This is a genomic window from Sediminimonas qiaohouensis DSM 21189 (assembly GCF_000423645.1).
In the GTDB taxonomy this organism is placed as follows: domain Bacteria; phylum Pseudomonadota; class Alphaproteobacteria; order Rhodobacterales; family Rhodobacteraceae; genus Sediminimonas; species Sediminimonas qiaohouensis.
On sequence record NZ_AUIJ01000004.1, the window covers coordinates 23,834 to 45,779 of the forward strand.

At 63.8% G+C, this 21,946-nt stretch carries 21 protein-coding genes and 1 tRNA gene; 17 read left to right on the forward strand and 5 right to left on the reverse strand.

Annotation, left to right across the window (positions count from 1 at the left end):
• Positions 1–2 precede the first annotated feature (2 nt).
• The 11 genes from G568_RS19670 to G568_RS0105200 all read left to right on the forward strand — a co-directional run bounded on the left by G568_RS19670 (position 3) and on the right by G568_RS0105200 (position 11,132).
• Entirely contained in the window at positions 3–839 is an 837-nt protein-coding gene (locus tag G568_RS19670) for a F0F1 ATP synthase subunit delta (protein WP_051202778.1), read from the forward strand.
• Positions 836–2,371 carry an alternate F1F0 ATPase, F1 subunit alpha gene (locus G568_RS18340; RefSeq protein ID WP_051202779.1) on the forward strand — a complete coding sequence of 512 codons (1,536 nt, stop codon included), beginning with the start codon at positions 836–838 and terminating at the stop codon, positions 2,369–2,371. Before G568_RS19670 ends, G568_RS18340 begins: the two co-directional genes overlap by 4 nt.
• Positions 2,358–3,254, forward strand: coding sequence for a F0F1 ATP synthase subunit gamma (locus G568_RS0105160; protein WP_026757021.1), 897 nt, complete (start codon positions 2,358–2,360; stop codon positions 3,252–3,254). The genes G568_RS18340 and G568_RS0105160 overlap by 14 nt, the downstream gene beginning before the upstream one ends.
• 108 nt (positions 3,255–3,362) lie before the next feature.
• On the forward strand, positions 3,363–4,028 hold the full coding sequence (locus G568_RS0105165) for a hypothetical protein (RefSeq protein WP_026757022.1): 666 nt from the start codon (positions 3,363–3,365) through the stop codon (positions 4,026–4,028).
• The gene (locus G568_RS0105170) at positions 4,025–4,669 is read left to right on the forward strand and encodes a hypothetical protein (RefSeq protein ID WP_026757023.1); all 645 of its coding nucleotides are present in this window, start codon (positions 4,025–4,027) and stop codon (positions 4,667–4,669) included. Before G568_RS0105165 ends, G568_RS0105170 begins: the two co-directional genes overlap by 4 nt.
• Positions 4,670–4,765: 96 nt before the next feature.
• Positions 4,766–4,960: a DUF1737 domain-containing protein gene (locus G568_RS0105175; RefSeq protein WP_026757024.1), complete on the forward strand. Its 195-nt coding sequence runs from the start codon at positions 4,766–4,768 to the stop codon at positions 4,958–4,960.
• Positions 4,961–5,043: 83 nt separating this feature from the next.
• Positions 5,044–7,326, forward strand: a complete 2,283-nt coding sequence (locus G568_RS0105180; protein ID WP_051202781.1) for a heavy metal translocating P-type ATPase — start codon at positions 5,044–5,046, stop codon at positions 7,324–7,326.
• A 63-nt stretch (positions 7,327–7,389) separates the two neighbouring features.
• Positions 7,390–8,283, forward strand: coding sequence for a cation diffusion facilitator family transporter (locus tag G568_RS0105185; protein WP_245582886.1), 894 nt, complete (start codon positions 7,390–7,392; stop codon positions 8,281–8,283).
• Entirely contained in the window at positions 8,270–9,052 is a 783-nt protein-coding gene (locus G568_RS0105190; RefSeq protein WP_026757027.1) for a hypothetical protein, read from the forward strand. The genes G568_RS0105185 and G568_RS0105190 overlap by 14 nt, the downstream gene beginning before the upstream one ends.
• Before the next feature lie 11 nt (positions 9,053–9,063).
• Complete coding sequence (locus tag G568_RS0105195; protein WP_026757028.1) at positions 9,064–9,978, forward strand: DMT family transporter; 915 nt, start codon at positions 9,064–9,066, stop codon at positions 9,976–9,978.
• Positions 9,979–10,103: 125 nt separating this feature from the next.
• Positions 10,104–11,132, forward strand: coding sequence for a hypothetical protein (locus G568_RS0105200; protein WP_157084303.1), 1,029 nt, complete (start codon positions 10,104–10,106; stop codon positions 11,130–11,132).
• A 38-nt stretch (positions 11,133–11,170) separates the two neighbouring features.
• Here G568_RS0105200 and G568_RS0105205 read toward each other — a convergent pair whose 3' ends face one another.
• The gene (locus G568_RS0105205; RefSeq protein WP_026757030.1) at positions 11,171–11,806 is read right to left on the reverse strand and encodes a TetR family transcriptional regulator C-terminal domain-containing protein; all 636 of its coding nucleotides are present in this window, start codon (positions 11,804–11,806) and stop codon (positions 11,171–11,173) included.
• A 104-nt stretch (positions 11,807–11,910) separates the two neighbouring features.
• On the opposite strand from G568_RS0105205, the gene G568_RS0105210 reads away from it, so the two are divergent.
• Positions 11,911–14,370, forward strand: a complete 2,460-nt coding sequence (locus G568_RS0105210) for a GcvT family protein (RefSeq protein WP_026757031.1) — start codon at positions 11,911–11,913, stop codon at positions 14,368–14,370.
• 100 nt (positions 14,371–14,470) lie between these two features.
• Here G568_RS0105210 and G568_RS0105215 read toward each other — a convergent pair.
• The 4 genes from G568_RS0105215 to G568_RS0105230 all read right to left on the reverse strand — a co-directional run bounded on the left by G568_RS0105215 (position 14,471) and on the right by G568_RS0105230 (position 18,210).
• Positions 14,471–14,547: transfer RNA gene (locus tag G568_RS0105215), tRNA-Arg, on the reverse strand.
• 100 nt (positions 14,548–14,647) lie between these two features.
• A complete protein-coding gene (locus G568_RS0105220) occupies positions 14,648–16,018 on the reverse strand; it encodes a sensor histidine kinase (protein ID WP_026757032.1) in 1,371 nt (456 codons plus the stop codon).
• A 24-nt stretch (positions 16,019–16,042) separates the two neighbouring features.
• The gene (locus tag G568_RS0105225) at positions 16,043–17,464 is read right to left on the reverse strand and encodes a dihydrolipoyl dehydrogenase family protein (RefSeq protein ID WP_026757033.1); all 1,422 of its coding nucleotides are present in this window, start codon (positions 17,462–17,464) and stop codon (positions 16,043–16,045) included.
• The gene (locus tag G568_RS0105230) at positions 17,464–18,210 is read right to left on the reverse strand and encodes a TVP38/TMEM64 family protein (RefSeq protein ID WP_026757034.1); all 747 of its coding nucleotides are present in this window, start codon (positions 18,208–18,210) and stop codon (positions 17,464–17,466) included. Before G568_RS0105230 ends, G568_RS0105225 begins: the two co-directional genes overlap by 1 nt.
• Before the next feature lie 269 nt (positions 18,211–18,479).
• Here G568_RS0105230 and rpmH point away from each other — a divergent pair, with 269 nt between their 5' ends.
• The 5 genes from rpmH to G568_RS0105255 are packed head-to-tail and all read left to right on the forward strand — an operon-like array spanning position 18,480 to position 21,841.
• Complete coding sequence (rpmH, locus tag G568_RS0105235; protein WP_026757035.1) at positions 18,480–18,614, forward strand: 50S ribosomal protein L34; 135 nt, start codon at positions 18,480–18,482, stop codon at positions 18,612–18,614.
• Between the two features lie 26 nt (positions 18,615–18,640).
• On the forward strand, positions 18,641–19,069 hold the full coding sequence (gene rnpA, locus G568_RS0105240) for a ribonuclease P protein component (protein WP_026757036.1): 429 nt from the start codon (positions 18,641–18,643) through the stop codon (positions 19,067–19,069).
• The gene (gene yidD, locus G568_RS0105245) at positions 19,066–19,311 is read left to right on the forward strand and encodes a membrane protein insertion efficiency factor YidD (protein ID WP_026757037.1); all 246 of its coding nucleotides are present in this window, start codon (positions 19,066–19,068) and stop codon (positions 19,309–19,311) included. The genes rnpA and yidD overlap by 4 nt, the downstream gene beginning before the upstream one ends.
• 42 nt (positions 19,312–19,353) lie before the next feature.
• Positions 19,354–20,250 (forward strand): tRNA 2-thiocytidine(32) synthetase TtcA, encoded by an 897-nt coding sequence (ttcA, locus tag G568_RS0105250; protein WP_026757038.1) that lies wholly within the window; start codon positions 19,354–19,356, stop codon positions 20,248–20,250.
• Positions 20,251–20,308: 58 nt separating this feature from the next.
• Positions 20,309–21,841: a GGDEF domain-containing phosphodiesterase gene (locus G568_RS0105255; RefSeq protein WP_026757039.1), complete on the forward strand. Its 1,533-nt coding sequence runs from the start codon at positions 20,309–20,311 to the stop codon at positions 21,839–21,841.
• The last annotated feature ends 105 nt before the right edge of the window (positions 21,842–21,946 follow it).

Here is a 21,946-nt window from a genome sequence, read left to right on the forward strand (position 1 = left end):
CGGTGAGCATTGATTGGCTAACGGTCGCGGCGCAGATCGTGAATTTCCTGGTCCTGGTGTGGCTGCTGCAGCGGTTCCTGTACCAGCCGATCAGCGAAGCCATGCGCCGCCGCGAGGCGCGGATCGAGGACCGCCTGAGCGAGGCCAAGGCCGCCCGCGAAGACGCCGAAGACGAGGCGAGGCGTTTGCGCGAAGAGCGCGCAGCGCTTGATCAGGAACGGCAGGGATTACTGGAGCAGGCACGCGATGAGGCGGCCGAGCTGCGCCGGGATCTGAACGCGGAGTTGCGCGAAGAGATGGAGAGCAAGCGCGCGGCATGGCAGCGGCAACTGGAGGAAGAACGCGGCGATTTCGCCCGGCGGCTTCAACGGCGGGCCGGGCAGCAGGTTCTTCACATCACGGAACGGGTCCTTGCCGATTTTGCCGGCTCTGATCTGTCGGAGCGAATCGCGGAAACCTTCCTCTCGCGTCTCAAGACGCTTGATGCGGCGACCCGCGACAGGCTTGCCGAGGCCGCGGCGGAGGCCGAAAGCGCGGTTGTCACGACCGGCCACCCGATTGCGCCCGCGACCCGCACCAAGATCACGCGGGCGCTTCGCGAGGCGATCAATCAGGACATCCCGGTAAACTACAAAGACGACGAAGCGGGCCTTCTGGGCGCGCGGTTGATCATCGGCGAGCAGACCGTGGAGTGGTCGGCGGCGCGGCACCTCAAGCAGCTTGGGGTGGCGCTTGACGAGATCCTGGATACCGAGGGGCATCGCGCACCGGCCACGGAAAAGGCGGATGGCGGTGACGCAGGCGACCAAGAGACCGAAGCGGAGGGGTCTGCGACATGAGATCCTTCATCGACAACGAGCAGGGATTCTTTGCGCCACTCGATCAAGCGTTGAAAAGGGTCAAACCCGCGCTGGATATGGCGCAGATCGCGCATGTCCTTTCTGTCGGCAGCGGAGTCGCGCAGGTCAGGGGGTTCACCGACCTGCATGCCGATGAACTGGTCAGTTTCCCGCACGGGATCATGGGCATCGCCTCGAACCTGCGGGAGGGGCGGGTCGGCGTGATTGTCCTTGGCGATGCCGCGCGCCTCAAGCCCGGCGACCGGGTACGCCGCACCGGCCGGGTCGTCGATGTGCCGGTTGGCGAGGCGCTGCTTGGCCGGGTGATCGACGGGCTGGGCCGTCCGCTTGACGACGGGGGGCCGATAGACGCTGAGGCGCGCCATCCCGTTGACCGGCGCGCGCCGCCGATCATGCACCGTGCGCCGGTGAACGTGCCGCTTCAGACCGGCATCAAGGCAGTCGATGCGGCGATCCCGGTGGGGCGCGGGCAACGCGAACTGATCCTTGGCGACCGCCAGACCGGCAAGACCGCCATCGCTGTCAACGCGATCCTGAACCAGGGCGACAGCGGGGTCATCTCGATCTACTGCGCCATCGGGCAGCGCGCCTCGGCGGTGGCGCGGGTAGTGCAGAGCCTGCAAAAGGCAGGCGCGATGGAGCGCACGATCGTCGTCGTGGCAAGCGGCAATGATCCGCCGGGGCTGCAGTTCGTCGCGCCCTACGCCGCCACCACGATCGCCGAGTATTTCATGGAGCAAGGGCGCGATGCACTGATCGTGTACGACGACCTTACCCGCCATGCCCGCGCGTATCGCGAGCTATCGCTGCTGCTGCGCCGGCCGCCGGGGCGCGAGGCGTATCCGGGCGATATTTTCTTTATCCATTCGCGGCTTCTGGAACGTGCGACGCATCTGCGGGGCGATCATGGCGGCGGGTCGCTAACCGCGCTGCCGGTGGTCGAAACCCAGGCGCAGAATATCTCGGCCTACATCCCGACCAACCTGATCTCGATCACCGATGGGCAGATTTACCTTTCGCCCGACCTGTTCGACAAAGGCCACCTGCCCGCCATCGACATCGGCATTTCCGTCAGCCGCGTGGGCGGCAAGGCGCAGCTTCCTGCGTTTCGGGCAGTCACCGGCAATTTGCGGCTGATGTATTCCCAGTTCGAGGAGCTGGAGAGTTTTGCCCGCTTCGGCACGCAGATGGATGACGAGACGCGCGCCAAGCTGACCCGGGGCACGCGGGTGCGCGAGGTTCTCAAGCAGCGCGAGCATGAGCGCCTTGCCGCGCCCGAGCAGATCGGCGTGCTATTGGCGGCGACCGAGGGCCTGTTCGATAGCCTGAGCCGGGACGAGGTGCCAGCCGCCGAAGAAAAGGTGCGCGAGGCCGTCCTGCACGATCTGCCCGAGATCGTGGATAGTATCGCGGGCGGTGCGCGGCTGACAGACGAAGATCGCGAGAGGCTGTTGCGCACGATGCGCGGCGCGCTTGGGCAGGATGGGAAGGGCCGGGATGGAGACGCTTGAGGGGTTATCCGACGCGCTTGCCACGACGGGCGACATCCGCACGATCGTGCGAACGATGAAGGCGCTTTCGGCGGTGTCGATCCGGCAATACGAACAGGCAGAAGCCGCGCTTGCCAGCTATGAGCGCACGATCGAGCTTGGCCTTGTCGCGCTTTTGCGCGATCGCGGCGCGCGCGGCCTGTCCCCGCCCCAGACCGCGCCGGGCCGGGGGGGCGAGGCATTGATCGTGATCGGATCGGATCGGGGGTTATGCGGGCGCTACAACGAGACGATCGCCCGGTTTAGCGCGGAACGCCTTGCGAGCGGCCCCATGTTCCTCGCGGTTATCGGCGGGCGGGCGTCTGCGCGGCTTGCGGCCGATGGGCACCGCAGCGATTGGAACCGTGCGCTTCCGGGGTCGGTGGAGGGGTTGACCGCCACGGTTCAGGAGGTGATCGTCGAGATCGACCGATGGAGCCGCGAGCGAGGCATCGCGCGCGTTCGCTTGGCGCATAACCGGCGCAATGGCCGCATCAACGCCGAGCCGAACGAGCGCCGCCTTCTGCCGATCCCCGAGCAAACGCTGAACGATCTTGCCGGTGCCGACTGGCCCGGCGCGGGCGTGCCGTTCTTTCGGATGCCGGCCGAGCGGCTTTTGTCATGGCTAGTGCGGCAGCGTCTTTTCGTGATCCTATACCGCGCCTTGGCCGAGGCGCTAGCCAGCGAACATGCCACGCGCCTTGCCGCGATGCAGCGCGCCGAGCGGAATATCATGGAAAGAGAGGGCGAGCTTAACGCGGCCTACCGGCGCAAGCGGCAGGAAACCATCACCCGGGAGCTTCTGGACGTTATCGCGGGGTTCGAGGCCGTGAGCGGATCGGACCCGGACCCTGACGAGGAATAGCGATACGCCGGGGCGTGCTACGCGGCCCGTTTAACCCGCGTTATTGACCTGTCGCCGCCACGCTGGCCAAATCGGGAATATCCCGGCAAGCGGAACGGTGGAACCGGCATGTCTTATGATACGGAACGCCTTGTGCAATCCCTTCTCGACAGGAGCGGGAGCCTCTTCTCAGACGAGTTGGGAATCGACCTTGCAAGGAACACCCCGTCGCCGCTGTTTCGGTGGCTTTGCGCCGCGCTATTGATGAGCGCGCGTATTTCGTACCGGACCGCGGTGGATGCCGCTCGGGCACTTTCCGATCAGGGGTGGACCACTGCGGGTCATATGGCCGAAAGCGCGTGGGAGGATCGCGTCAAGGCATTGAACCAGGCCGGGTATGGGCGTTTTGATGAGCGCAGCGCGACGATGCTGGGCGATACCGCCGAGCGGCTTTGCACTGACTACGGCGGCGATCTGCGCCGGTTGCGCGCGGCAGCAGGGGAAGCGCCCCGAGATGAGCGCGCGAGGCTCAAGGCGTTCAAGGGCATCGGCGACGTTGGCGCCGACATCTTCTTCCGGGAGGTGCAGATCATCTGGCCAGAGCATTTCCCGTTCCTGGACCGCAAAGCCCGGGACGCCGCGCGGCGGCTTGGGCTGCCGGATACTGCGGAGGCCCTTGCCGATATGGTCGGGACCGAGCGCTTTGCGCACCTGGCCGCAGCCCTTGTTCGGGCCGAGCTGGACGGGATTACGGCAGAGGATCTGCTTGCCCCTTCAGGGGAGGTGGGACGATGAGGCAAGGAATTTTCGTGCGCACACCGCCCACGTCCGCCCATGGACCGCAGGGGCGGTTCGAGTTCCGCATCTGGCCGCGCGGGTGGCCTTGGGCCGCCACGCGGCTGCAAAGCCGGTGGGCACTTGAACGCGGGGAAAGGCGCGCCGACATATACCTGGTCACGCCGTTCAGCCCCCAAACGCTGTTGAAGCTGCGGGGCGGTGCACGCCTTGAGATCAAGCGCCGCGCGCCGGACATGGGGCTGTTGCAGTTCTGGACCTGCCCGGTTTCAACGCCTTTCCCGCTCTCGCGGCAATCGCTGGCGGTGATCGCTCAGGCGCTTGGCGTAAACGAGGGATTGCGCGCCGAAGCGGGGCTGTCACCGGCGCATCTGCTGACGGGCCTGGCCGCCTGCGCGCAGCCCGTCGTGCCGATGACGGTCCGCAAGGCGCGGCTGGTGTTTCGCCGAGGCGGGTGCCAGGCGGAGCTGTGCCGCGCCACCGTTGCGGGCCGCAGCAGGCTGACGGTCGCGATAGAAGACCCGGACCGGGCTTCGACGCTTTGCCGGATTGAAGAGCTTGGCCTAACCGATCTGCCAAATCGCTCTTACGGGGATGTGCTGCGCCCGCACCGCCTGCCGCAGGAGCGTGCCACGCGGTAGACGTTCAATCCCGGCATTCATCACTCCGCCTTTATGGAACCGCCCGCATCCCCTAGGCTGCGATCACGGAGCCAGGCCGAGGAGGAGACCAAAGCGATGGCGAAGATCACGGCATACAAGGTTATATCAGCGTTCTATTCGGAAACCGACGCGGACGACACGCATGACAGGCTGTCCAAGCAGGTGAACGATCATATCAGGGCCGGTTGGCAGCCGTTCGGGCAGCTTGGCGCATCCACGCTGTCCGGGACGCTTATCCTGACACAACCGATGGTGCGGTATCAGGATTGACGATTTGATAGCATTTCAAAGCGACCTTGACCCTACACCTGCTGGAAGCCCCAAGGTGAGTCGGGACAATAGAAAGGGAAGCAATGGCAACCGATCCAGTCTGCGGCATGCAAGTAGATGTGAACGACGACACGCGCCGGAGCGAATACGGCGGTGAGACCTTTCATTTCTGCTCGAAGGGGTGCCAGGACAAGTTTGACGCCGACCCGTGGTTTTACGCGTCCGGCAACGCGAAACACGCAGAACGGACCGAGGCGCCGGGCACGCAATGGACCTGCCCGATGCACCCCGAGATCATTCGCGATGAGCCGGGTAGCTGCCCCCTGTGCGGCATGGCCCTTGAGCCGTTGGTGCCGTCAGACGAGCCAAGCGAGGAGTTGACCGATTTCACCCGGCGCATGTGGATCAGCGCGGCGGCGGCGGTGCCGCTGGTTATCATCACGATGGGGGGCCTTGTGGGGCTGGACGTGCGGGGATGGTTGGGGCACCAGCTATCGGTTTACATCGAGTTCGTGCTGGCCACGCCGATCGTTTTGTGGGCCGCGCAGCCGTTTTTCAAACGCGGCTGGCACTCGGTGCGCACCCTGTCGCCCAACATGTGGACGCTGATCTCATTGGGGGTCGGTGCGGCCTATGCCTATTCATTTGTCGCGACATTCGCGCCGGGCGTCTTTCCCGAACAGTACCGCGAGGGCGAAAACGTCGGCACCTACTACGAGGCGGCCGTCGTCATTATCGCACTGGTCTTCGTGGGGCAGGTTCTGGAACTGCGCGCGCGCGAGCGGACCGGCGACGCAATTCGCGCCCTGATGGATCTTGCCCCCAAGACGGCGCGCCGGATCCTGCCCGACGGGACGGAATACGACGCACCGCTTGAGAACGTGGTCGAGGGCGACATGTTGCGCGTTCGCCCCGGTGACAGCGTGCCGGTGGATGGCGAGGTAACCGAGGGGCGCTCGTCAGTGGACGAAAGCATGATCACGGGCGAATCCGTTCCCATTGAAAAGACCGAGGGCGACCGCGTGACCGGCGGCACCATCAACAAGAACGGCACGCTTGCCATTAAGGCAACGCAAGTGGGGAGCGGCACGGTGCTGGCGCAGATCGTCGATATGGTGGCGGGGGCGCGGCGCTCGCGTGCGCCGATCCAGGGGCTTGCCGACCGGGTTGCGGCCGTGTTCGTGCCGAGCGTGGTGTTGGTGGCGGTTGTTGCGTTCATCGCCTGGCTCGCGGTTGGGCCCGACCCGGCACTGGCGTTTGCCATCGCAGCGGCGGTTTCGGTCCTGATCATCGCCTGCCCGTGCGCCTTGGGCCTGGCGACGCCGATCTCGATCACCACGGCGGCGGGGCGCGGGGCGCAGGCGGGGGTCCTGATCAAGGACGCCGAGGCACTGGAGCGCATGGCGCGGGTTGACACGGTGATCGTGGACAAGACCGGCACCCTGACCGAGGGCAAGCCCGAACTAACGGATGTGACCGCCCTCAATAACCGCGACGAGGATGAGATCCTGTCGCATGCCGCCGCGCTTGAGCGCAGTTCCGAGCATCCGCTGGCGGAGGCGATCGTGCAGGCGGCGCATGCGCGCGGCGTGACCCTGCAAGAGGTGGACGATTTCGAGGCGATCACCGGGAAAGGCGTGCGCGGATCGGTTGGCGGCATCCCCGTGGCGCTTGGCAACTCTGCTATGGTGGAGGACCTTGGCCTTGACCCCGCAGAGGCGGAAAAGCGCGCGGACGAAATGCGCAAGGACGGCAAGACGGTCATGTTTGTGGCCATGGACGGGCAGCTTGCCGGCCTGATCGCCGTGGCCGACCCGATCAAGGAAAGCACCGAAGGTGCGATCCGGGAGCTGCATGATCTTGGGCTTACCATCATCATGGCCACCGGCGACAACCAGCGCACCGCCGAAGCGGTAGCGCGAAAACTTGGCATCGACGAGGTGCGGGCGGGCGTTTTGCCCGAAGACAAGAAACGCCTTGTGGACGAGCTGCGCAGCAAGGGGGCACAGATCGCGATGGCGGGCGACGGGGTAAACGATGCGCCCGCGCTGGCCGCTGCCGATGTCGGCATCGCGATGAGTACGGGCGCCGATGTGGCGGTAGAAAGCGCCGGGATCACCCTCCTGAAGGGCGACCTTGTGGGCCTTGTGCGCGCACGCAAGCTGGCGCGGATGACCTTGCGCAATATCAAGCAAAACCTATTCTTTGCCTTCGCCTACAACGCCGCCGGCATCCCCATCGCCGCCGGGATCCTTTATCCGTTCATCGGCTTGCTGCTATCGCCGATGATCGCCGCCGCCGCGATGAGCTTGTCCTCGGTCTCGGTCATATCGAACTCCTTGCGGCTCAGCCGCATCAATCTTTGATACAGGAAGGCCAGAGGTATGTCGCACGCGCATCACGGTCATATGCCCACAAGCGGGCGCGGAATGGCGATCTCGGCCTGGCTGACCGGCGTCTATTTTGTCATCGAAATGGGGATCGGCTTGTGGACCGGCTCTATCGCCGTCATTTCGGACGCGTTTCACACCTTTTCCGCGGTTGGCGGCGTTCTTCTGGCGATCATTGCGGCGCGGCTTGCCCGGCGCCCTGCCGACGAGGACCGCAGTTTTGGCTGGTACCGGGCCGAGATCATCGGGGCGCTGGTCAACGGGGGATTCCTGTTGGGCATGGCGATCATCGTGATCGTCATGGCGGGCATGCGGATGTCGCACCCGATCGACCTGCCAACGGGTCCGATGTTGTTGGCGGCCGCCGGGGGACTGGTGACCGAGTTCATCTCGCTCGGCCTGATCTGGAAACAGAGCAAGAGCAACCTGAACGTCAAGGGCGCGCTTTGGCATATCATCCAGACCTTTGTCGGTAGCCTGCTGATCATCATTACCGCGCTTGTCATCAAGTTCACCGGCTTTCTGCTGATCGATCCGATACTCGGGATGGCGTTCGGCTTTGTTCTTGTCTGGGCCAGTTGGGGGATTTTGCGCGACTCCATGCACCTGCTGATGGAGGGGACGCCCGAAGGGGTGAGCCTATCGGACGTCAAGACCGCGCTGGAGGATATCGAGGGCGTGGAGGACGCCCATCACATCCATGCCTGGGCGCTTACCAGCGGCAAGCACGTGTTCTCGGGCCACATCCGGATCAGCGACGGCCAGGATCCGCAGGCCGTGCTGAAGACCGCGCACAGCATGCTACGCGAGCAATACGGCTTTTTCTTCGTCACGCTACAGATCGAGGATAGATGCCTTGACGAAAGGGGCGCCGAGACGATCGATATCACCCGCTCACCGCCAGCAGCAGAGGCCGGCCATGATGGGCATTAGGACCCCCGGCGGATCGGGGTGGCGCCCGTCGCTTCGCCTGCGCCTGGCGCGCCGGATCCTGCGCGGGATCGTCACGCGCACCGCGCGCAGCGAACTGAACGGCCGTCTGTTGGTGTTTTCGGACGGAAGCCGGCGCCGGTGGCTCGGCCCCGAGATCGCGCAGTTCGTCGCGGCCATGGAGACCGAGGCGCGCGCGCTTCGGCTAAAGGCGGAATTCGGAGCGCTGCCCGGTCTTGGCAACCAGGTCATGGTGGAGCTGGCCGTCTGGACAGCCGCGGCCGACCGTAGCATGCGTCAGCTTGGCGTCGCGCCCGAGACCTCGCGCGGCGTGGTGGCCGATTTGGGGTGGCGCGTCTACCGGCGCATGCTTGGGCTGACGTCCTTGCCGGTGCGCATGATAACGCGCGATCCCGGGCGCAGGGTGCGCTGGACCATTCGCGCGCTGCTTGTGTTTCCGTTCCACGCGCCCGGCGCGCCCGGCTACGAGGTGAAAACGCAGCGCGCCGGCGATGACATCGAGACCCATTTCACATGCTGCCCGCCGCAAAGCTTCGTTCGCCAGTTGGCCGAGGACATGGACGATCCCGACATGCTTGAGGCTTTTCGCCAAAGCTGGTGCACGTATGATTGGCCCGGTGCGGACCTGATCGCGGGGGACGGCAAGCGCGGCCATTATCACCGCGCCCGGACATTGTCGCACGGGGATCCGGTTTGCGACATGTGCTGGAAGGCCCGGGCGCAGCCCCGCGCAGACACAGGGCCGAGGTAAGATAGCACACCATGCACACCATTCCGCTGCTGATCCTCATCACGCTGTCCGAAGCCACCATCGGCGTCTTTGTCAAGCTGACCGGGGACGCCATTCCCATCCAGACGCTGACCTTCTATGCGCTGGCCTTTGCGGCGGCGTTCCTTGCGGTCGCCCTTCCTTTTGCCACGGATCGTCCGCACAGGTTTCCACGCGGGAACCTGAAGGATACGGCCATCATCGGCGCGCTTGTTGCCTTGCAAATCAGCGTGTTCAACTACGCCATGACCTTGGTCCCGATTGCCAACGCGGTGGTTTTCTGGAGCGTGGCGCCCTTCTTCGTGTTCATCTTCTCGGCGCTGTTCCTGGGAGAGCCGGCAAAGAAAAGCTATATCCTGATTTTCGGCCTTGCCCTTGCCGGGATCGTCCTGGCCAAGCCGCTGGAGGGGGGCAACTGGTTCGGCAACCTGGTCGCGCTTGGCGATGGGGCGATTTATGCCGCGATGGTGACCTACATGCGCCACGAGGGGCGCGAGGAGCCCGGCAACGACATTTTCTGGTCGATGGCGGCGGGTGCGGTCCTGCTCTCGCCCTCGTTGATCCTGGTGGGGCCGGGCGATATCGGCGCGCTTGTTGCCTATCCGTCGCTGGGTCTATCGCTGCCGGTGATGCTTTGGGCGATGTGTCTGGGTGTTGTCTCGACCGGCTTTGCCTATTTCGGGATCTCGCTGGTTCTCAAGCAGATCAACGCGAACGTTTATGCGCTGGTGGATATCATCGTGTCGCCGGTCGTGGCGGCAAGCTTGGGCTACCTCGTATTCGCGGAGGTTCCCGCGCGCGGCATGATCATGGGGGGCGGCCTGCTGCTGCTGTCGGGCTTCTTGCTGACCCGCGACATGAGCCGGGGCAAGGAAAACGCAGCGGTCCACCCGTGCCAATGCGCGTGACGGCGTTTCGATGACGCGGCGATCCTTCGGTGAGCACCGAGGGAGATTGCCAACGCCGCAAGGGCAATTGCACGGAAAATTTGCATTGCGCGCCGTTCCCGTGCGAGTGGGAAAAGGGAAACATAATGCAACGAGGGGAGGAGACGTTGGATAAATTCAGGCGTCCAGGCGCACAGGAGCGCATCAAGCAGCTTGCCTATCTGCTCAAGCACACGGTCACGATCATCGGGCGCGATGCCGACATTCTGCGGCCACTGCTGCGCATGGCCATATATGCGGCGGTCCTGGTGACGGTGTTTTTTGCGATGATATGGGCCTACGCAATTGACGCCAGCGGAACGGGAACGGTTTTGCTGCTGCTGTCTGTCGCCCTCTTCCTCTACAAGTTTTTCTATTACAACCGGCAAGAGCTGGCGGTGAGCTGGCTGGTCTCAGAAACCGCTTTCGGGCGCGACCGAAGCCTTGCCGACGCCTCCGAGCATGTTGCCACCCTGCGATCGCAGGCGCGCAGCCTTGCACTGCTGGACATGGGGGCGGCGTGGATCGCGTCGCGCAAGAACAACAACAAAAGCGGGATGCTGACCAACCTTTTGTTGTCGGCGATCACCGAGGGCTGGGATCTGGTGAACCATTTCCTGTTGCCCGCCTTCGCCATCGACGGCGTAGGGTTTCGCGACGCGATGGGCAAGATACGCTCGGCCAGGGACAACGTGCCCGAGACCCTGATGGGGGTGTTCGGCATCGACATTTTGGGGCGCGTCGTCGTGACGATCTTTGCGCCGATCTACGTGCTGCTGGGATTGGGCGGTGTCGTTCTGGGCACCTGGCTGTCGGGGATATTCCCGGCGGCATTCCATGCCGGGCAGGTTGGTGAGGTTCTACCGCCCGAGGTGCTGGACTGGTTGCCGATCACGGCAACGACCGAGTTCAACTGGCTACCGGTGCTGGTCGCGATTTTCCTTGGCAAGATCGTCGCGGCGGTGTTCGAACGCGCGGTCACGACACTGAAGGTCATATATTTCACGTTGTTCTACGCGCGGACCCTGCATGCCGGATCTTTGTCACAGGACATCCGCGATGAGCTGGAGCGTTACCTGCGCATGGAAGACGGCGGCGCGGCGGCGCCCGACGACAGCGCAACCGCGCCCGGCTAGGCACGCGCCCTGCCCCGGACCACGGGCCCCGGCCTATCTCACTGGCCGTCGAAGTGGTCCGGGAACACCGCGCCGAGATAGGCAAGCACCCGCTGCGCCATGTCCTCCCGGCGGAAATCAGTCGGGTACATCAGCATGTTCAGCCAGAACCCGTCGAACAGCGCCTCAAGGGTCTGCGACACGCCCCGCGCATCGACACCGCGATACTCCCCGTCCGCGATGATCAGGCGGCACAGCTCGGCGCTAAGCTCTTGCCGCTCGATGTCGAACCGGGACGAGCTGGCGCGATAGGATTTGCGGTGCGCGGCCTCTCCGAAAAACGCGAACCAGACAGCCAGTTTCCTGCGGTTGCAAATGCGCGGATGGAACTGCGCATCAACCATGGCGCGCAACTTGTCTGCGGCGCTCAGCTCCTCGCGCTCCAACGCGCGCATCCAAAGCGCGCGATGCTCCTGCGCGAGTGACATCAAAGTTTCCTCGAACAGGGCGTCCTTGCTTTTGAAGTGAAAGTTCACGAGGCCCATCGACAGGCCCGCCTGTCTGGTCACGTCATGCAGCGTGGTGCCCGAGATCCCATGCTTTGCGATACAGATGATCGTGGCATCGATTAGCTGATTTTTCCGCACTTCCGGCGACGCGGTTCTGGTCGTTTTCTGGTTTTTTATTCGGGGCATAGTCGCGCCTCATTGAATAGTCATTCAATCAATGACTTGATTTTTAGGTCCGGTCAATCCTAGCCTTTGACAAGACATCGAATCTAGCAACGGAAAGCCATCTCATGAACACTCCTCTTCCAACGCATGCGCAGGCTGTCATCATCGGCGGGGGCTCGATCGGCTGCAACCTGGCGTATCACCTGACCAGTCTTGGCATGACCGACGTGATCGTTTTGGAGCGCGACAAGCTAACATCGGGCACCACGTGGCACGCCGCCGGCGAGATCGTGCCCGCCGTCCTTGGCAGCGAATGGGAGTGCGAGCTTTATACCTATGGCAGGAACCTGATTGCCGGGCTCGAGGCCGAGACCGGCCAGGCCACCGGGTTTCGGCAGCCGGGTTATATTCAACCGGCCGACACAAAGGAGCGGCTGGAGGAGATGCGCCGCGGCGCCGCATTCATGAGCCGGTTCGGCATCGAGGTGCATGAAATTTCCCCCGCCGAGGCGGCAGAGCGCTTTCCCATCGGCGATTTTTCGAACACGATCGCGGCCTTCTGGTATCCGCAGGAGGGGCGCACCAACCCGGTTGATACGACGATGGCGCTGGCCCGGGGCGCGCGCAACCGCGGCGCCCGCATTATCGAGGATACCCGCGCCCATGACATCCTGACGCAAGACGGCCGCGCGGTCGGCGTGCGCACCGACAAGGGCTGCATCGCGGCCGATCACGTGGTCATCGCGGCGGGCATGTGGTCGCGCCAGATCGGCGCGCGCGCGGGGGTTAACCTGCCGCTGCAGGCGGCCGAGCATTATTACCTCATCACCGAACCGATGGAGGGCTGCACCCGCGATCTTCCGCTGGTGGAGGACCCGCACAGTTGGGCCTATTTCCGCGAGGAGACCGGCGGGCTACTGGTCGGGCTGTTCGAGCCGGACGCCGCGCCATGGCACATCGACGCGATCCCCGAGAATTTCACGTTTGGCGAGATCGAGCCGGATTGGGACCGCCTTGCACCCCACCTGGAGGCCGCGTTCAAGCGGGTGCCGGCGGCGGCCAATGCGGGCCTGCGCAAGCTGTTTTGCGGGCCGGAAAGCTTTACCCCGGACCTTGCGCCGCTGGTGGGCGAGGCGCCCAGCCTTGGCAATTGCTGGGTGGCGGCGGGGTTGAATTCGCTGGGTATTCTCAACGGCCCCGGCATCGGCATGGCGCTGGCGCATTGGATCGTGGACGGGCATTGCCCGGTCGATCACACGGCGTTCAACGCCGATCGTTTCGCGGACGGCAGCCACAACACCCCCGCCTTTCGCCGCGCGCGGACGCCGGAACTGCTGGCCAAGAGCTTTGGCGCGCATTTCCCCAATGAGAGCTTCCGAACCGCGCGCGGCCTCAAGCAATCGGCGCTGCATGAGCGCCTCAGGGCGGCCGGCGCATATTTCAGCGAAAGCCACGGCTGGGAGCTGCCCGACTGGTTCGCGCCCACGCCCGATCAGGCCGAGGTCGAGCGCTATAGCTGGGGCCGGCAGAACTGGTTCGACTGGCACGCCGAGGAACACCGCGCGGCCCGCGAAGGCGTGATCGTGATGGACATGTCCGCGATGTCCAAGTTCCTTGTGCAAGGGCGCGATGCCTGCGCCTTGCTCAGCCGGATCAGTTGCAACGAAGTGAACGTAGAACCGGGGCGCGTCGTCTATACCGCATGGACAAATGAGCGGGGCGGCTTCGAGGCCGACCTGACCGTGACGCGCCTGGCGCAGGACAAGTTCATCGTCGTTGTCGGCGAAAACAGCCACGGCCACACCGAGACATGGATGCGCCGCCACATCCGCGCGGACGAGTTCGTCGCGCTGAGCGATGTCACCCCCGGCGTCACCCAGATCAACGTGCACGGCCCGAACGCGCGGGCCCTGATGCAAAAGGTGAGCGAGGCGGATTTGTCCGATGATGGCTTTCCCTTCATGTCGGCGCGGCATATCGACGTGGGCTTTTACGAGGTGCTGGCGCTGCGCGTGACCTATGTGGGTGAGCTGGGATGGGAGTTGCACGTGCCTACCCTGCACGCGGTTCAGGTTTATGACCTGCTGATTGAGGCCGGTCGCGATCTGGGCGCGCGCAACGCGGGGATGCAGACGCTGTCATCGCTTAGGCTGGAGAAGGCATATCGCGACTTCGGCGTGGATGTGGACAACACCGACAATCCCATCGAGGCGGGGCTGGGCTTTGCCGTGAAGCTGGACAAGCCGGGCGGTTTCATCGGCCGCGATGCGCTGACTGCTATCAAGGGCGCCGGGGTGCCGAAACGGCGGATGCTGCAATTCCTGCTGCTGGACCCCGCGCCGCTACTGCATGGCAACGAGCTGATCTATCTGAACGGCGCGCCCGTGGGATATATCCAGGTGGGCGCGTACGGGCACACGCTGGGCGGTGCCGTGGGCATTGGCTTTGCCGAATCCGACGTGCCGTTGACGGCCGAGATCGTGAACACCGGCGCGTGGGAGATCGAGATCGCCGGGCAGCGGATCAACGCGACCGCCTCGCTCAAGCCGCTTCTGGACCCGAAGATGGAGCGCGTCCGGTGCTAGGCGTTGGTGCAAGGGCCCATCGAAACGGCACGCGCGGAGCGGTTCGTTCCAACGCGTTCCAACTCGCCTGCAGTGCTTTTCGCCAAGTGTTTGAATTTGATGGCGGACCGAGGAGGATTCGAACCCCCGACCCCCTGATTCGTAGTCAGGTACTCTATCCAGCTGAGCTATCGGTCCGTGAGGGCGGGGTTTAGACTCTGCTCCGGGGCAATGCAAGGGATAAATCCTGGAGATTTCTCAAATCTCCGTTCCCTTTGGAACATGTCGGTTTCGCCTTCTATTTTGGCAGGGTCAGGACGAAGGACGTGCCGTTTTCATCGCTGCGCTCCAGCTCCAGAGCGCCGCCATGGCCGCGCAGAAGCTCTTGCGCGATCACCAGCCCCAAGCCGGTGCCGCCCTTGCGTGCGCCCCCCTGAAAAGGCATGAAAAGATGCTCGCGCGCCTTCGGTGGAAGGCCCGGCCCCGTGTCCCTTACGTGGATCATCCAATTGTCGTTATCTTCCTGAGCGGCAACGGAGATCTCCCCTTCACTGCCGGCTTGCGCGATGGCCTGACGCGCGTTGCGCACAAGGTTTGACAGCACGCGGTGCAACTGCTCGCTATCGGCGCGCACAACCATTGTGGCGGGGATATCGGCACTGAGGCTGACATCCTCGTCCCCGATGGACAATCGCTCGCTGTCCAGCACGTCCTCCACCAGTTCCGAAAGCGCCACGCGCGTCAGGCGCGGCGGTGCTTCCTCGGCCTTGCCGAAGGCGAGGGTCGATTCGCACAGGTGCATCGCTCGACTAATGGAGCCCACCAGCTTGGGCGCGAGGCGTTTGACGCCCGGGTCCTCCGACGCTTCGATCCGGTCGGTGAAAAGTTGCGCACTGGTCAAGATGTTGCGCAAATCATGGCTGATCTTTGCGACCGCACTGCCGAGTTGGGCAAGGCGTTCCTTCTGCTTCAGCGCACTGGTCAGTTCGGTTTGCAGGGTTTGTAGCGCCTCTTCCGCCTCGCGCAGCTCGGCGATGTTGGAACTGGGCTCAATAATCTTGTGCGCATCCTCGGGGTTGGCGGCGTAGCTTGTCATGGCGCTGGTGACGCGATGAATGGGCATGACCAACAAGCGACTGACCGCAATGAACAGCATCCCCGCCGTCACGATCGATATCACCCCCGCCAGCAGCAGGATGCGCAAGCCATAATCGATCATCGCACTTCGCAGCGGCAGGGCCTCCATCGTCACCTCGATCAGCGATCCGCCCTCGCGCACGGGGTTGCCGATCACGCGGATCACCCTTGGCTCCGGGTCGAAAAGGCAGGCAACCGCATCGCGGATCAGGGTATAGGCCCCTGCCCCGCGCAGATCAAAGGTGCCCTCCACCGGGCGCGGCATGGGGGCCGACAACACCAATTGACGGGCCTCGTCGCGGCGCAACACCACGTTGAACACCTCGGCGTTGCGCAGCAATTCCTCTTCCAGGTCGGGCGATATCATGTCGTCCGCCAAAAGCGCGAGCGACGCGATCTGCGCCCGCTCGAGCCGCGACAGAAGGTAATCCTCGCGAAAGCGGGCCACTGACGGCACGAAAATCAGCACCTCGGCAAGCATCACGAAGATGACGGTCAGGATCAGAAAGCGCCCTGATAGAGTATTGACCATATCCCCTCCCGCGTGGGCATTGCGTCACGGTAGCCAGCGTTGGACCAAACCGACGACACGTTTCACCATAGGGTTATCAAACAGCCTTGGCGAGAAATAGGCACCGGCAGCACGCTTGTTGATTTCGGCGATGGTCGGGTAAGGCGCCACCATCGCCGCGATCTGGGACATCTTCATGTTGTTGGCTATGGCCATCGACCACAGCGCGATCAGCTCGCCCGCCTGATGCCCTGCGATGCTGACCCCGACGGGGCGCCCGCGTGCCACCATCACCTTGATCAGGCCCTCGCGCTGATTGATCGCGGTAGCCCTGTCGTTTTCGGCGTAGTCAAAGCGAACCACCTCGACCTGGCCCCCGAATTTCTCGCGCGCTTGTGTCTCTGTCAGGCCGACTTGCGCCAGTTCAGGATCGGTATAGGTGGCCCATGGAATATGCGCGGTGCTTTGCTTGGCCGGCAGGCCCAGAACCGCCTGACGTATGATCAGGCCCGCCTGGTATCCGGCGACGTGGGTGAACTGCAGCCCCCCCGCGACATCCCCGATCGCGTAGACGTGCCGGTTGGTGTTGCTGCGCAAACGGGCGTCCACCGTGATACCGGCGGCGGTGCTGGCGATACCGGCCTTGTCGAGGTCCAGCTTGTCGATATTGGCGCGGCGCCCAACGGCCATCAAAAGGTGCGAGCCCTTGAATTCGCGCCCGTCCTTGGCCGTTACCGTGATCGCGCCGGCCTTGCCGCGGACCTGTTCGACCATGGCATTTTCGGCAATCTCGATCCCTTCGCCGCGCAGCCGATCCAGCACAAGCGCGGCCATTTCGGGATCATCGCCGCCAAGCGCCTTGAGCCCCTCGATCACCGTGACCTTGCAGCCCAACCTGCTATGTGCCTGTGCCATTTCCATCCCGATCGGGCCGCCGCCAACGATCAACAGGTGATCGGGCCGCTCGCGCAGATCGAAAAGGGTTTCGTTGGTCAGGTATGGCACCCCGTCCAGCCCCGGGATCGGCGGCACCAGCGGAGAAGAGCCTGTCGCGATCACGATCCTGCGGGCGGTGATGGAATACTCGCCTGCCTGTACCTGTTTCGGGCCGACGAAACTGCCATAGGCACGGATCACACGCACACCCAGGGCCTCGAACCGTTCTTGGCTGTCATGCGGGGCGATGGTGCCGATTACGCCTGCGACGTAGTCCTTGGCGGCCGCGTAGTCCACCGTGGGATCGACAGGGTTCACGCCCAGTTTGCCACCCGCCTGCATGGCATGGGCTGCGTGCCCAGCCGCAAGCAGCGCCTTGGATGGAACGCACCCGTAATTGAGGCAATCGCCCCCCATCTTGCCCCCCTCCAGAAGGGTGACATCGGCGCCCATCTGCACTGCGCCCGCCGCCACGGACAACCCGCCCGAGCCGGCGCCGATCACCAGGAGATCCGTCTTTATTTGCGTCATTACAATTCCTTACGCCCGTGCAGGGCCTTGATAAAGATGGGCAGCGCCGCAAGCGCACACAGCCCCAGGATTGGCAGCAGGATATGCGGCTCGAATATGATACCGAGGTCCGGCGTTTCACCCAGTGCAAACACCTGGCCCAGGCCCGCCCCCACCGAGGTATAGACAAGCCCGCCGGGAATTATGCCCAGAAACGTGGAGACGGCAAAGCGCGGCAGGCTGACCCCGACAAGGGCCGGGATGATATTGGCGACAAAGAACGGCACCGCCGGAACAAGCCGGATCAGGAACAGCATCGACCATTGGTTTTCATCGATGCCTTCCTTGATTCGCTTGATGGTTCCAGAGCTTGCATTCATGCGCGCCGCCAGCCTGTCGCCAAGCCCCCACCGGGCCGCCATGTAGATACAGATCGCGCCCAAAGTTGCCGCGCCAACGTTGAAAACAACGCCCGGGAAGGTGGAAAAGAGGAAGCCGCCGGTCAGTGTGGCGATCGTGGCGCCGGGCAGGGAAAAAGCGACGATCACGATGTAGGCGGCCATGAAAATCGCGACCGTCAGAAGGTAATGCGCATCGCGAAACGCCAGCAGGGCCAGCCTGTTTTCGCGCAAGACCTCGAAGGTAATATGGTCGCGCAGGACGACCGCGCCGATCACCGCAACCACGAGAATAACGATCAACGGCAAGCGCCGCCATGCCCCCTTTGCAAGGGGTGATGATGCGTCTGTATTTTGTCGGTTTTGCATCGGTGCGCGTGTCCTGTGCTGCGTCACGTGGAACATGCGGTGTTCCGCACCGGGATAATAGGGCCATCACGCTGCGTTGATCCAAGGTGATCCGATCACGGCCTTTGTGTGCGATACTGAAACATTGCGCGGGTGCGTGGGCGGAATTTGTTGCAAAAACCATCTGCGCTCGTTTGACTTATGCCAATTCGCCGCCTATAGGACGGGTTCAAGTTTACCGGCTGAGGGCGAATCCGCGCGCCACGGCCATATTATCTGGAGACGGAGCGATGAAACGCACCTTTCAACCTTCGAACCGTGTTCGCAAGAACCGTCACGGTTTTCGCGCGCGCATGGCCACCAAGGCCGGCCGCAAGATCCTCAACGCACGCCGCGCCCGTGGCCGCAAGTCGCTGAGCGCGTAAACGCCGCTATCGGTTCGGATACGGAAATGACACCGCCGGAGGCCCCCACGAATGGCAGCGCCAGTCGAGGGAACGTGCCCCCGGCGGTTTCCGCATGTCTGTGGACCATCCGAAAGCGGGCCGATTTCCTGCGGGCCGCACGGGCCACGCGCCAGGGACGCCCGGGCATGATGGTGCAGGCGCGCAAACGCGGCGAGGCCGAAGAGGCGGGCCAAGACTCGAATGCCATCCGCGTCGGTTTCACCTGTTCGAAAAAGGTTGGCAACGCGGTTGCGCGCAACCGTGCCAAGCGGCGCCTGCGCGAGGTTGCCCGCCTTGAGCTACCTGTGCACGGGCGCCCCGGATGGGATTACGTCCTGATCGGGCGCCGTGATGTGACCGCCGAATGCCCGTTCGAGCAGTTACGCGCCGACCTGGTGCGCGCGCTTGAAAAGCTGCATGGGGCATCGTCATGACCCCCCTCGCCCATGTCCTGGCCCTGCCGGTGCGGGCTTATCGGCTGCTCCTGAGCCCATGGGTCGGGCATGGCTGCCGCTATCAGCCGACCTGCAGCGCCTATGCGTTGGAAGCCTTGCAAAAGCATGGCGCGTTCAAGGGGGCGTGGCTGGCTGCACGGCGCATCGGGCGCTGTCACCCGTTGGGCGGTCAGGGGTATGACCCGGTCCCCGACAAGAAGCGCGGCCCGGACAAGCGTTGATCATTGGGCCAGACCCGCACATGATGCCGCAAGGAGGCATAGATGCTCGACCAGGGCGACGACATTCATCCGTTGTTTCACGGTGCGCCGCGCAGCACCGAGTTCAAGAAGCTGCGCAAACGGCTGGTGCAAGCAACGCGCGAGGCGATTGATCAATACGGAATGGTCGATCGCGCAGCCCACCGCGATACCGATGGGCCGCGCCCGAAATGGCTTGTTTGCCTGTCGGGCGGCAAGGACAGCTACACCCTTCTTGCCATTTTATATGAGCTGAAATGGCGTGGGCTGCTGCCGGTCGATTTGCTGGCGTGCAACCTTGATCAGGGACAACCGGGGTTTCCCGCCACGGTGTTGCCCGAGTTCCTCAAGCAGATGGAGGTGCCCCACCGGGTTGAGTATCAGGACACCTATAGCGTCGTGATGGACAAGATCCCGCAGGGGCGCACGTTTTGTGCACTATGCTCGCGACTGCGGCGTGGGCATCTCTATCGCATAGCGCGCGAAGAGGGGTGCTCGGCAGTGGTGCTGGGCCATCACCGCGACGACATCCTGGAGACGTTCTTCATGAACCTTTTCCACGGTGGGCGGCTGGCCACGATGCCGCCCAAGCTGGTTAACGAGGAGGGGGACCTGTTCGTTTACCGACCGCTGGCGCATGTCGCCGAAGCCGATTGCGACAAGTTCGCCCGCGCGATGGGGTATCCGATCATCCCCTGCGATTTGTGCGGCTCGCAGGACGGGCTGCAACGCCAGCAGGTCAAGCAAATCCTCGACGGGTGGGAAAAGAACAGCCCCGGCCGCCGGCAGGTCATGTTTCGGGCGCTGATGAACACGCGCCCGTCGCACCTGTTGGATCCCCAGCTATTCGATTTTGCGGGCCTGACCCTGAAACCCGGTGATTTTGAGGAAAAGTCAGCGGATATACCGAACTTGCGTTAAGCCCTCGTTGATAGTGCCCTTCTAGCGTTCCCTGAATGACATCTTGGGGGTCGTGTTCATGAAGGGTACCTACAACCCGCCTATGGGGCGTTCGCGCCGGTATCTCGCCGCCGCATTGACCGGGCCGCAAGTGTTGGCCTTCATGCCGGCGCTATCGCTGGGGGCGTTCTGGTTCGGGGGGGAGGCGTGGCTGCTTGCGACCGCGCTTGGCTTGCCCGCGCTCTATGCGTTGGTCGGCAGCTTCAGCCAGACCGCAGAAGACGAGGCGGCGGCGCTGGGCGGCAACCCGGAGTGTGCGGCGCACGCCCTCGATCATGCCATTCAAAACGCGGCCCGCGACCGCAAGGCGACGGCCTGCCTTGTGGTTGCGATGGATGACGCGAACCACCTGCGCCGCAATTATGGCGGCGACATCCTCGACACGGTAACCGAGCGGTGCCTTTCGCGCCTGCCCGGGGTCTTGCGGCAGGGCGATCAGGTGTTCGCGGTCGCAGACGAGGAAACGGCCATCGCCCTCGCCCCGGTGCCCCGCCTCGATTTAGAGACGCTGATACAGCTTTCGGCGCGCGTGCAATCTGCGTTGGAAGAGCCCGTGTCGGTCGATGCGACGGCGGTCTCGTCGTCTTGGTCGGTTGGGTTCTGCCTTGGGTCGCGAAACCCCGGCGACGACGGTGCGGACCTGCTGCAGGCGGCGCGGGCGGCCTTGGCTGATGCGCGCCGCAATGGCCCATCGGCGATACGCGCCCACACCGGCACGCAGCCCGCGCCGGCGACAGTTGCGAGCGACCTGTGCGACGAAGCCGCGCAGGGGCTTGAGGCGGGGCAGTTTCGACCGTGGTTTCAGCCGCAGCTTTGCACCGATACCGGGCGCGTCAGCGGCTTTGAAGCGCTCGCGCGGTGGCAGCATCCGTTTCAGGGTATCATACCCCCGGCGGTGTTTCTTCCCGTGCTCGAGAAGTCCGGCAACCTTGAATGGTTGGCGCATGAGATCCTGAGGCAATCCATGGAAGCGATAAAGCATTGGGATCGCGAGGAGGTCAAAGTACCCCGCGTCGCGGTGAACCTGTCGGCGGCGGAACTGAGCAATCCGACGCTGGCGGACCGTGTCGCGTGGGAGCTGGACCGCTTCGACGTGTCGCCCGGGCGACTGACGCTGGAGGTTCTGGAAACCGTTGTCGTCCCCTCGGGCAGTGACGTGGTTACGCGCAACATCAATGCCTTGGCCGATCTTGGATGTACCATCGACCTTGACGATTTCGGCACGGGACACGCATCGATCGCATCGCTTCGGCGGTTCAAGGTGTCGCGAATCAAGATCGACCGATCCTTCGTCGCGGGTGTCGATCGCGATGCCAAGCAACAGCGCATGATTACCGCCATTCTGACGATGGCCGATCAACTTGGCCTCGACGCCCTTGCCGAAGGCGTGGAGACCACGGGAGAGCACGCGGTTCTTGCGCAATTGGGATGCCGCCACGTCCAGGGTTTCGGCATTGCCCGTCCGATGCCGCTTGATCAAACAGCCGACTGGGTCAGGCACCATGAGCGAAAACTCGGGCAACCCACGGGGATTGGCCGCGCAACGGGATGAATCGCGCTTGATGCACCTTCAAAGCCCCTTGTTTTTCGATATTCCGCTTGACGTTTGGCGGCACACTCTGTTGAACCGGCCTGACCTTGGACAGGACAGGCAGCA

Bases quoted from the DNA above. Each gene is read 5' to 3' on its own strand.
- G568_RS18340 (WP_051202779.1), top strand. From the start codon at position 836: ATGAGATCCTTCATCGACAACGAGCAGGGATTCTTTGCGCCACTCGAT.
- G568_RS0105160 (WP_026757021.1), top strand. From the start codon at position 2,358: ATGGAGACGCTTGAGGGGTTATCCGACGCGCTTGCCACGACGGGCGAC.
- G568_RS0105165 (WP_026757022.1), top strand. From the start codon at position 3,363: ATGTCTTATGATACGGAACGCCTTGTGCAATCCCTTCTCGACAGGAGC.
- G568_RS0105170 (WP_026757023.1), top strand. From the start codon at position 4,025: ATGAGGCAAGGAATTTTCGTGCGCACACCGCCCACGTCCGCCCATGGA.
- G568_RS0105175 (WP_026757024.1), top strand. From the start codon at position 4,766: ATGGCGAAGATCACGGCATACAAGGTTATATCAGCGTTCTATTCGGAA.
- G568_RS0105180 (WP_051202781.1), top strand. From the start codon at position 5,044: ATGGCAACCGATCCAGTCTGCGGCATGCAAGTAGATGTGAACGACGAC.
- G568_RS0105185 (WP_245582886.1), top strand. From the start codon at position 7,390: ATGGCGATCTCGGCCTGGCTGACCGGCGTCTATTTTGTCATCGAAATG.
- G568_RS0105190 (WP_026757027.1), top strand. From the start codon at position 8,270: ATGATGGGCATTAGGACCCCCGGCGGATCGGGGTGGCGCCCGTCGCTT.
- G568_RS0105195 (WP_026757028.1), top strand. From the start codon at position 9,064: ATGCACACCATTCCGCTGCTGATCCTCATCACGCTGTCCGAAGCCACC.
- G568_RS0105200 (WP_157084303.1), top strand. From the start codon at position 10,104: ATGCAACGAGGGGAGGAGACGTTGGATAAATTCAGGCGTCCAGGCGCA.
- G568_RS0105205 (WP_026757030.1), bottom strand. From the start codon at position 11,806: ATGCCCCGAATAAAAAACCAGAAAACGACCAGAACCGCGTCGCCGGAA.
- G568_RS0105210 (WP_026757031.1), top strand. From the start codon at position 11,911: ATGAACACTCCTCTTCCAACGCATGCGCAGGCTGTCATCATCGGCGGG.
- G568_RS0105220 (WP_026757032.1), bottom strand. From the start codon at position 16,018: ATGGTCAATACTCTATCAGGGCGCTTTCTGATCCTGACCGTCATCTTC.
- G568_RS0105225 (WP_026757033.1), bottom strand. From the start codon at position 17,464: ATGACGCAAATAAAGACGGATCTCCTGGTGATCGGCGCCGGCTCGGGC.
- G568_RS0105230 (WP_026757034.1), bottom strand. From the start codon at position 18,210: ATGCAAAACCGACAAAATACAGACGCATCATCACCCCTTGCAAAGGGG.
- rpmH (WP_026757035.1), top strand. From the start codon at position 18,480: ATGAAACGCACCTTTCAACCTTCGAACCGTGTTCGCAAGAACCGTCAC.
- rnpA (WP_026757036.1), top strand. From the start codon at position 18,641: ATGACACCGCCGGAGGCCCCCACGAATGGCAGCGCCAGTCGAGGGAAC.
- yidD (WP_026757037.1), top strand. From the start codon at position 19,066: ATGACCCCCCTCGCCCATGTCCTGGCCCTGCCGGTGCGGGCTTATCGG.
- ttcA (WP_026757038.1), top strand. From the start codon at position 19,354: ATGCTCGACCAGGGCGACGACATTCATCCGTTGTTTCACGGTGCGCCG.
- G568_RS0105255 (WP_026757039.1), top strand. From the start codon at position 20,309: ATGAAGGGTACCTACAACCCGCCTATGGGGCGTTCGCGCCGGTATCTC.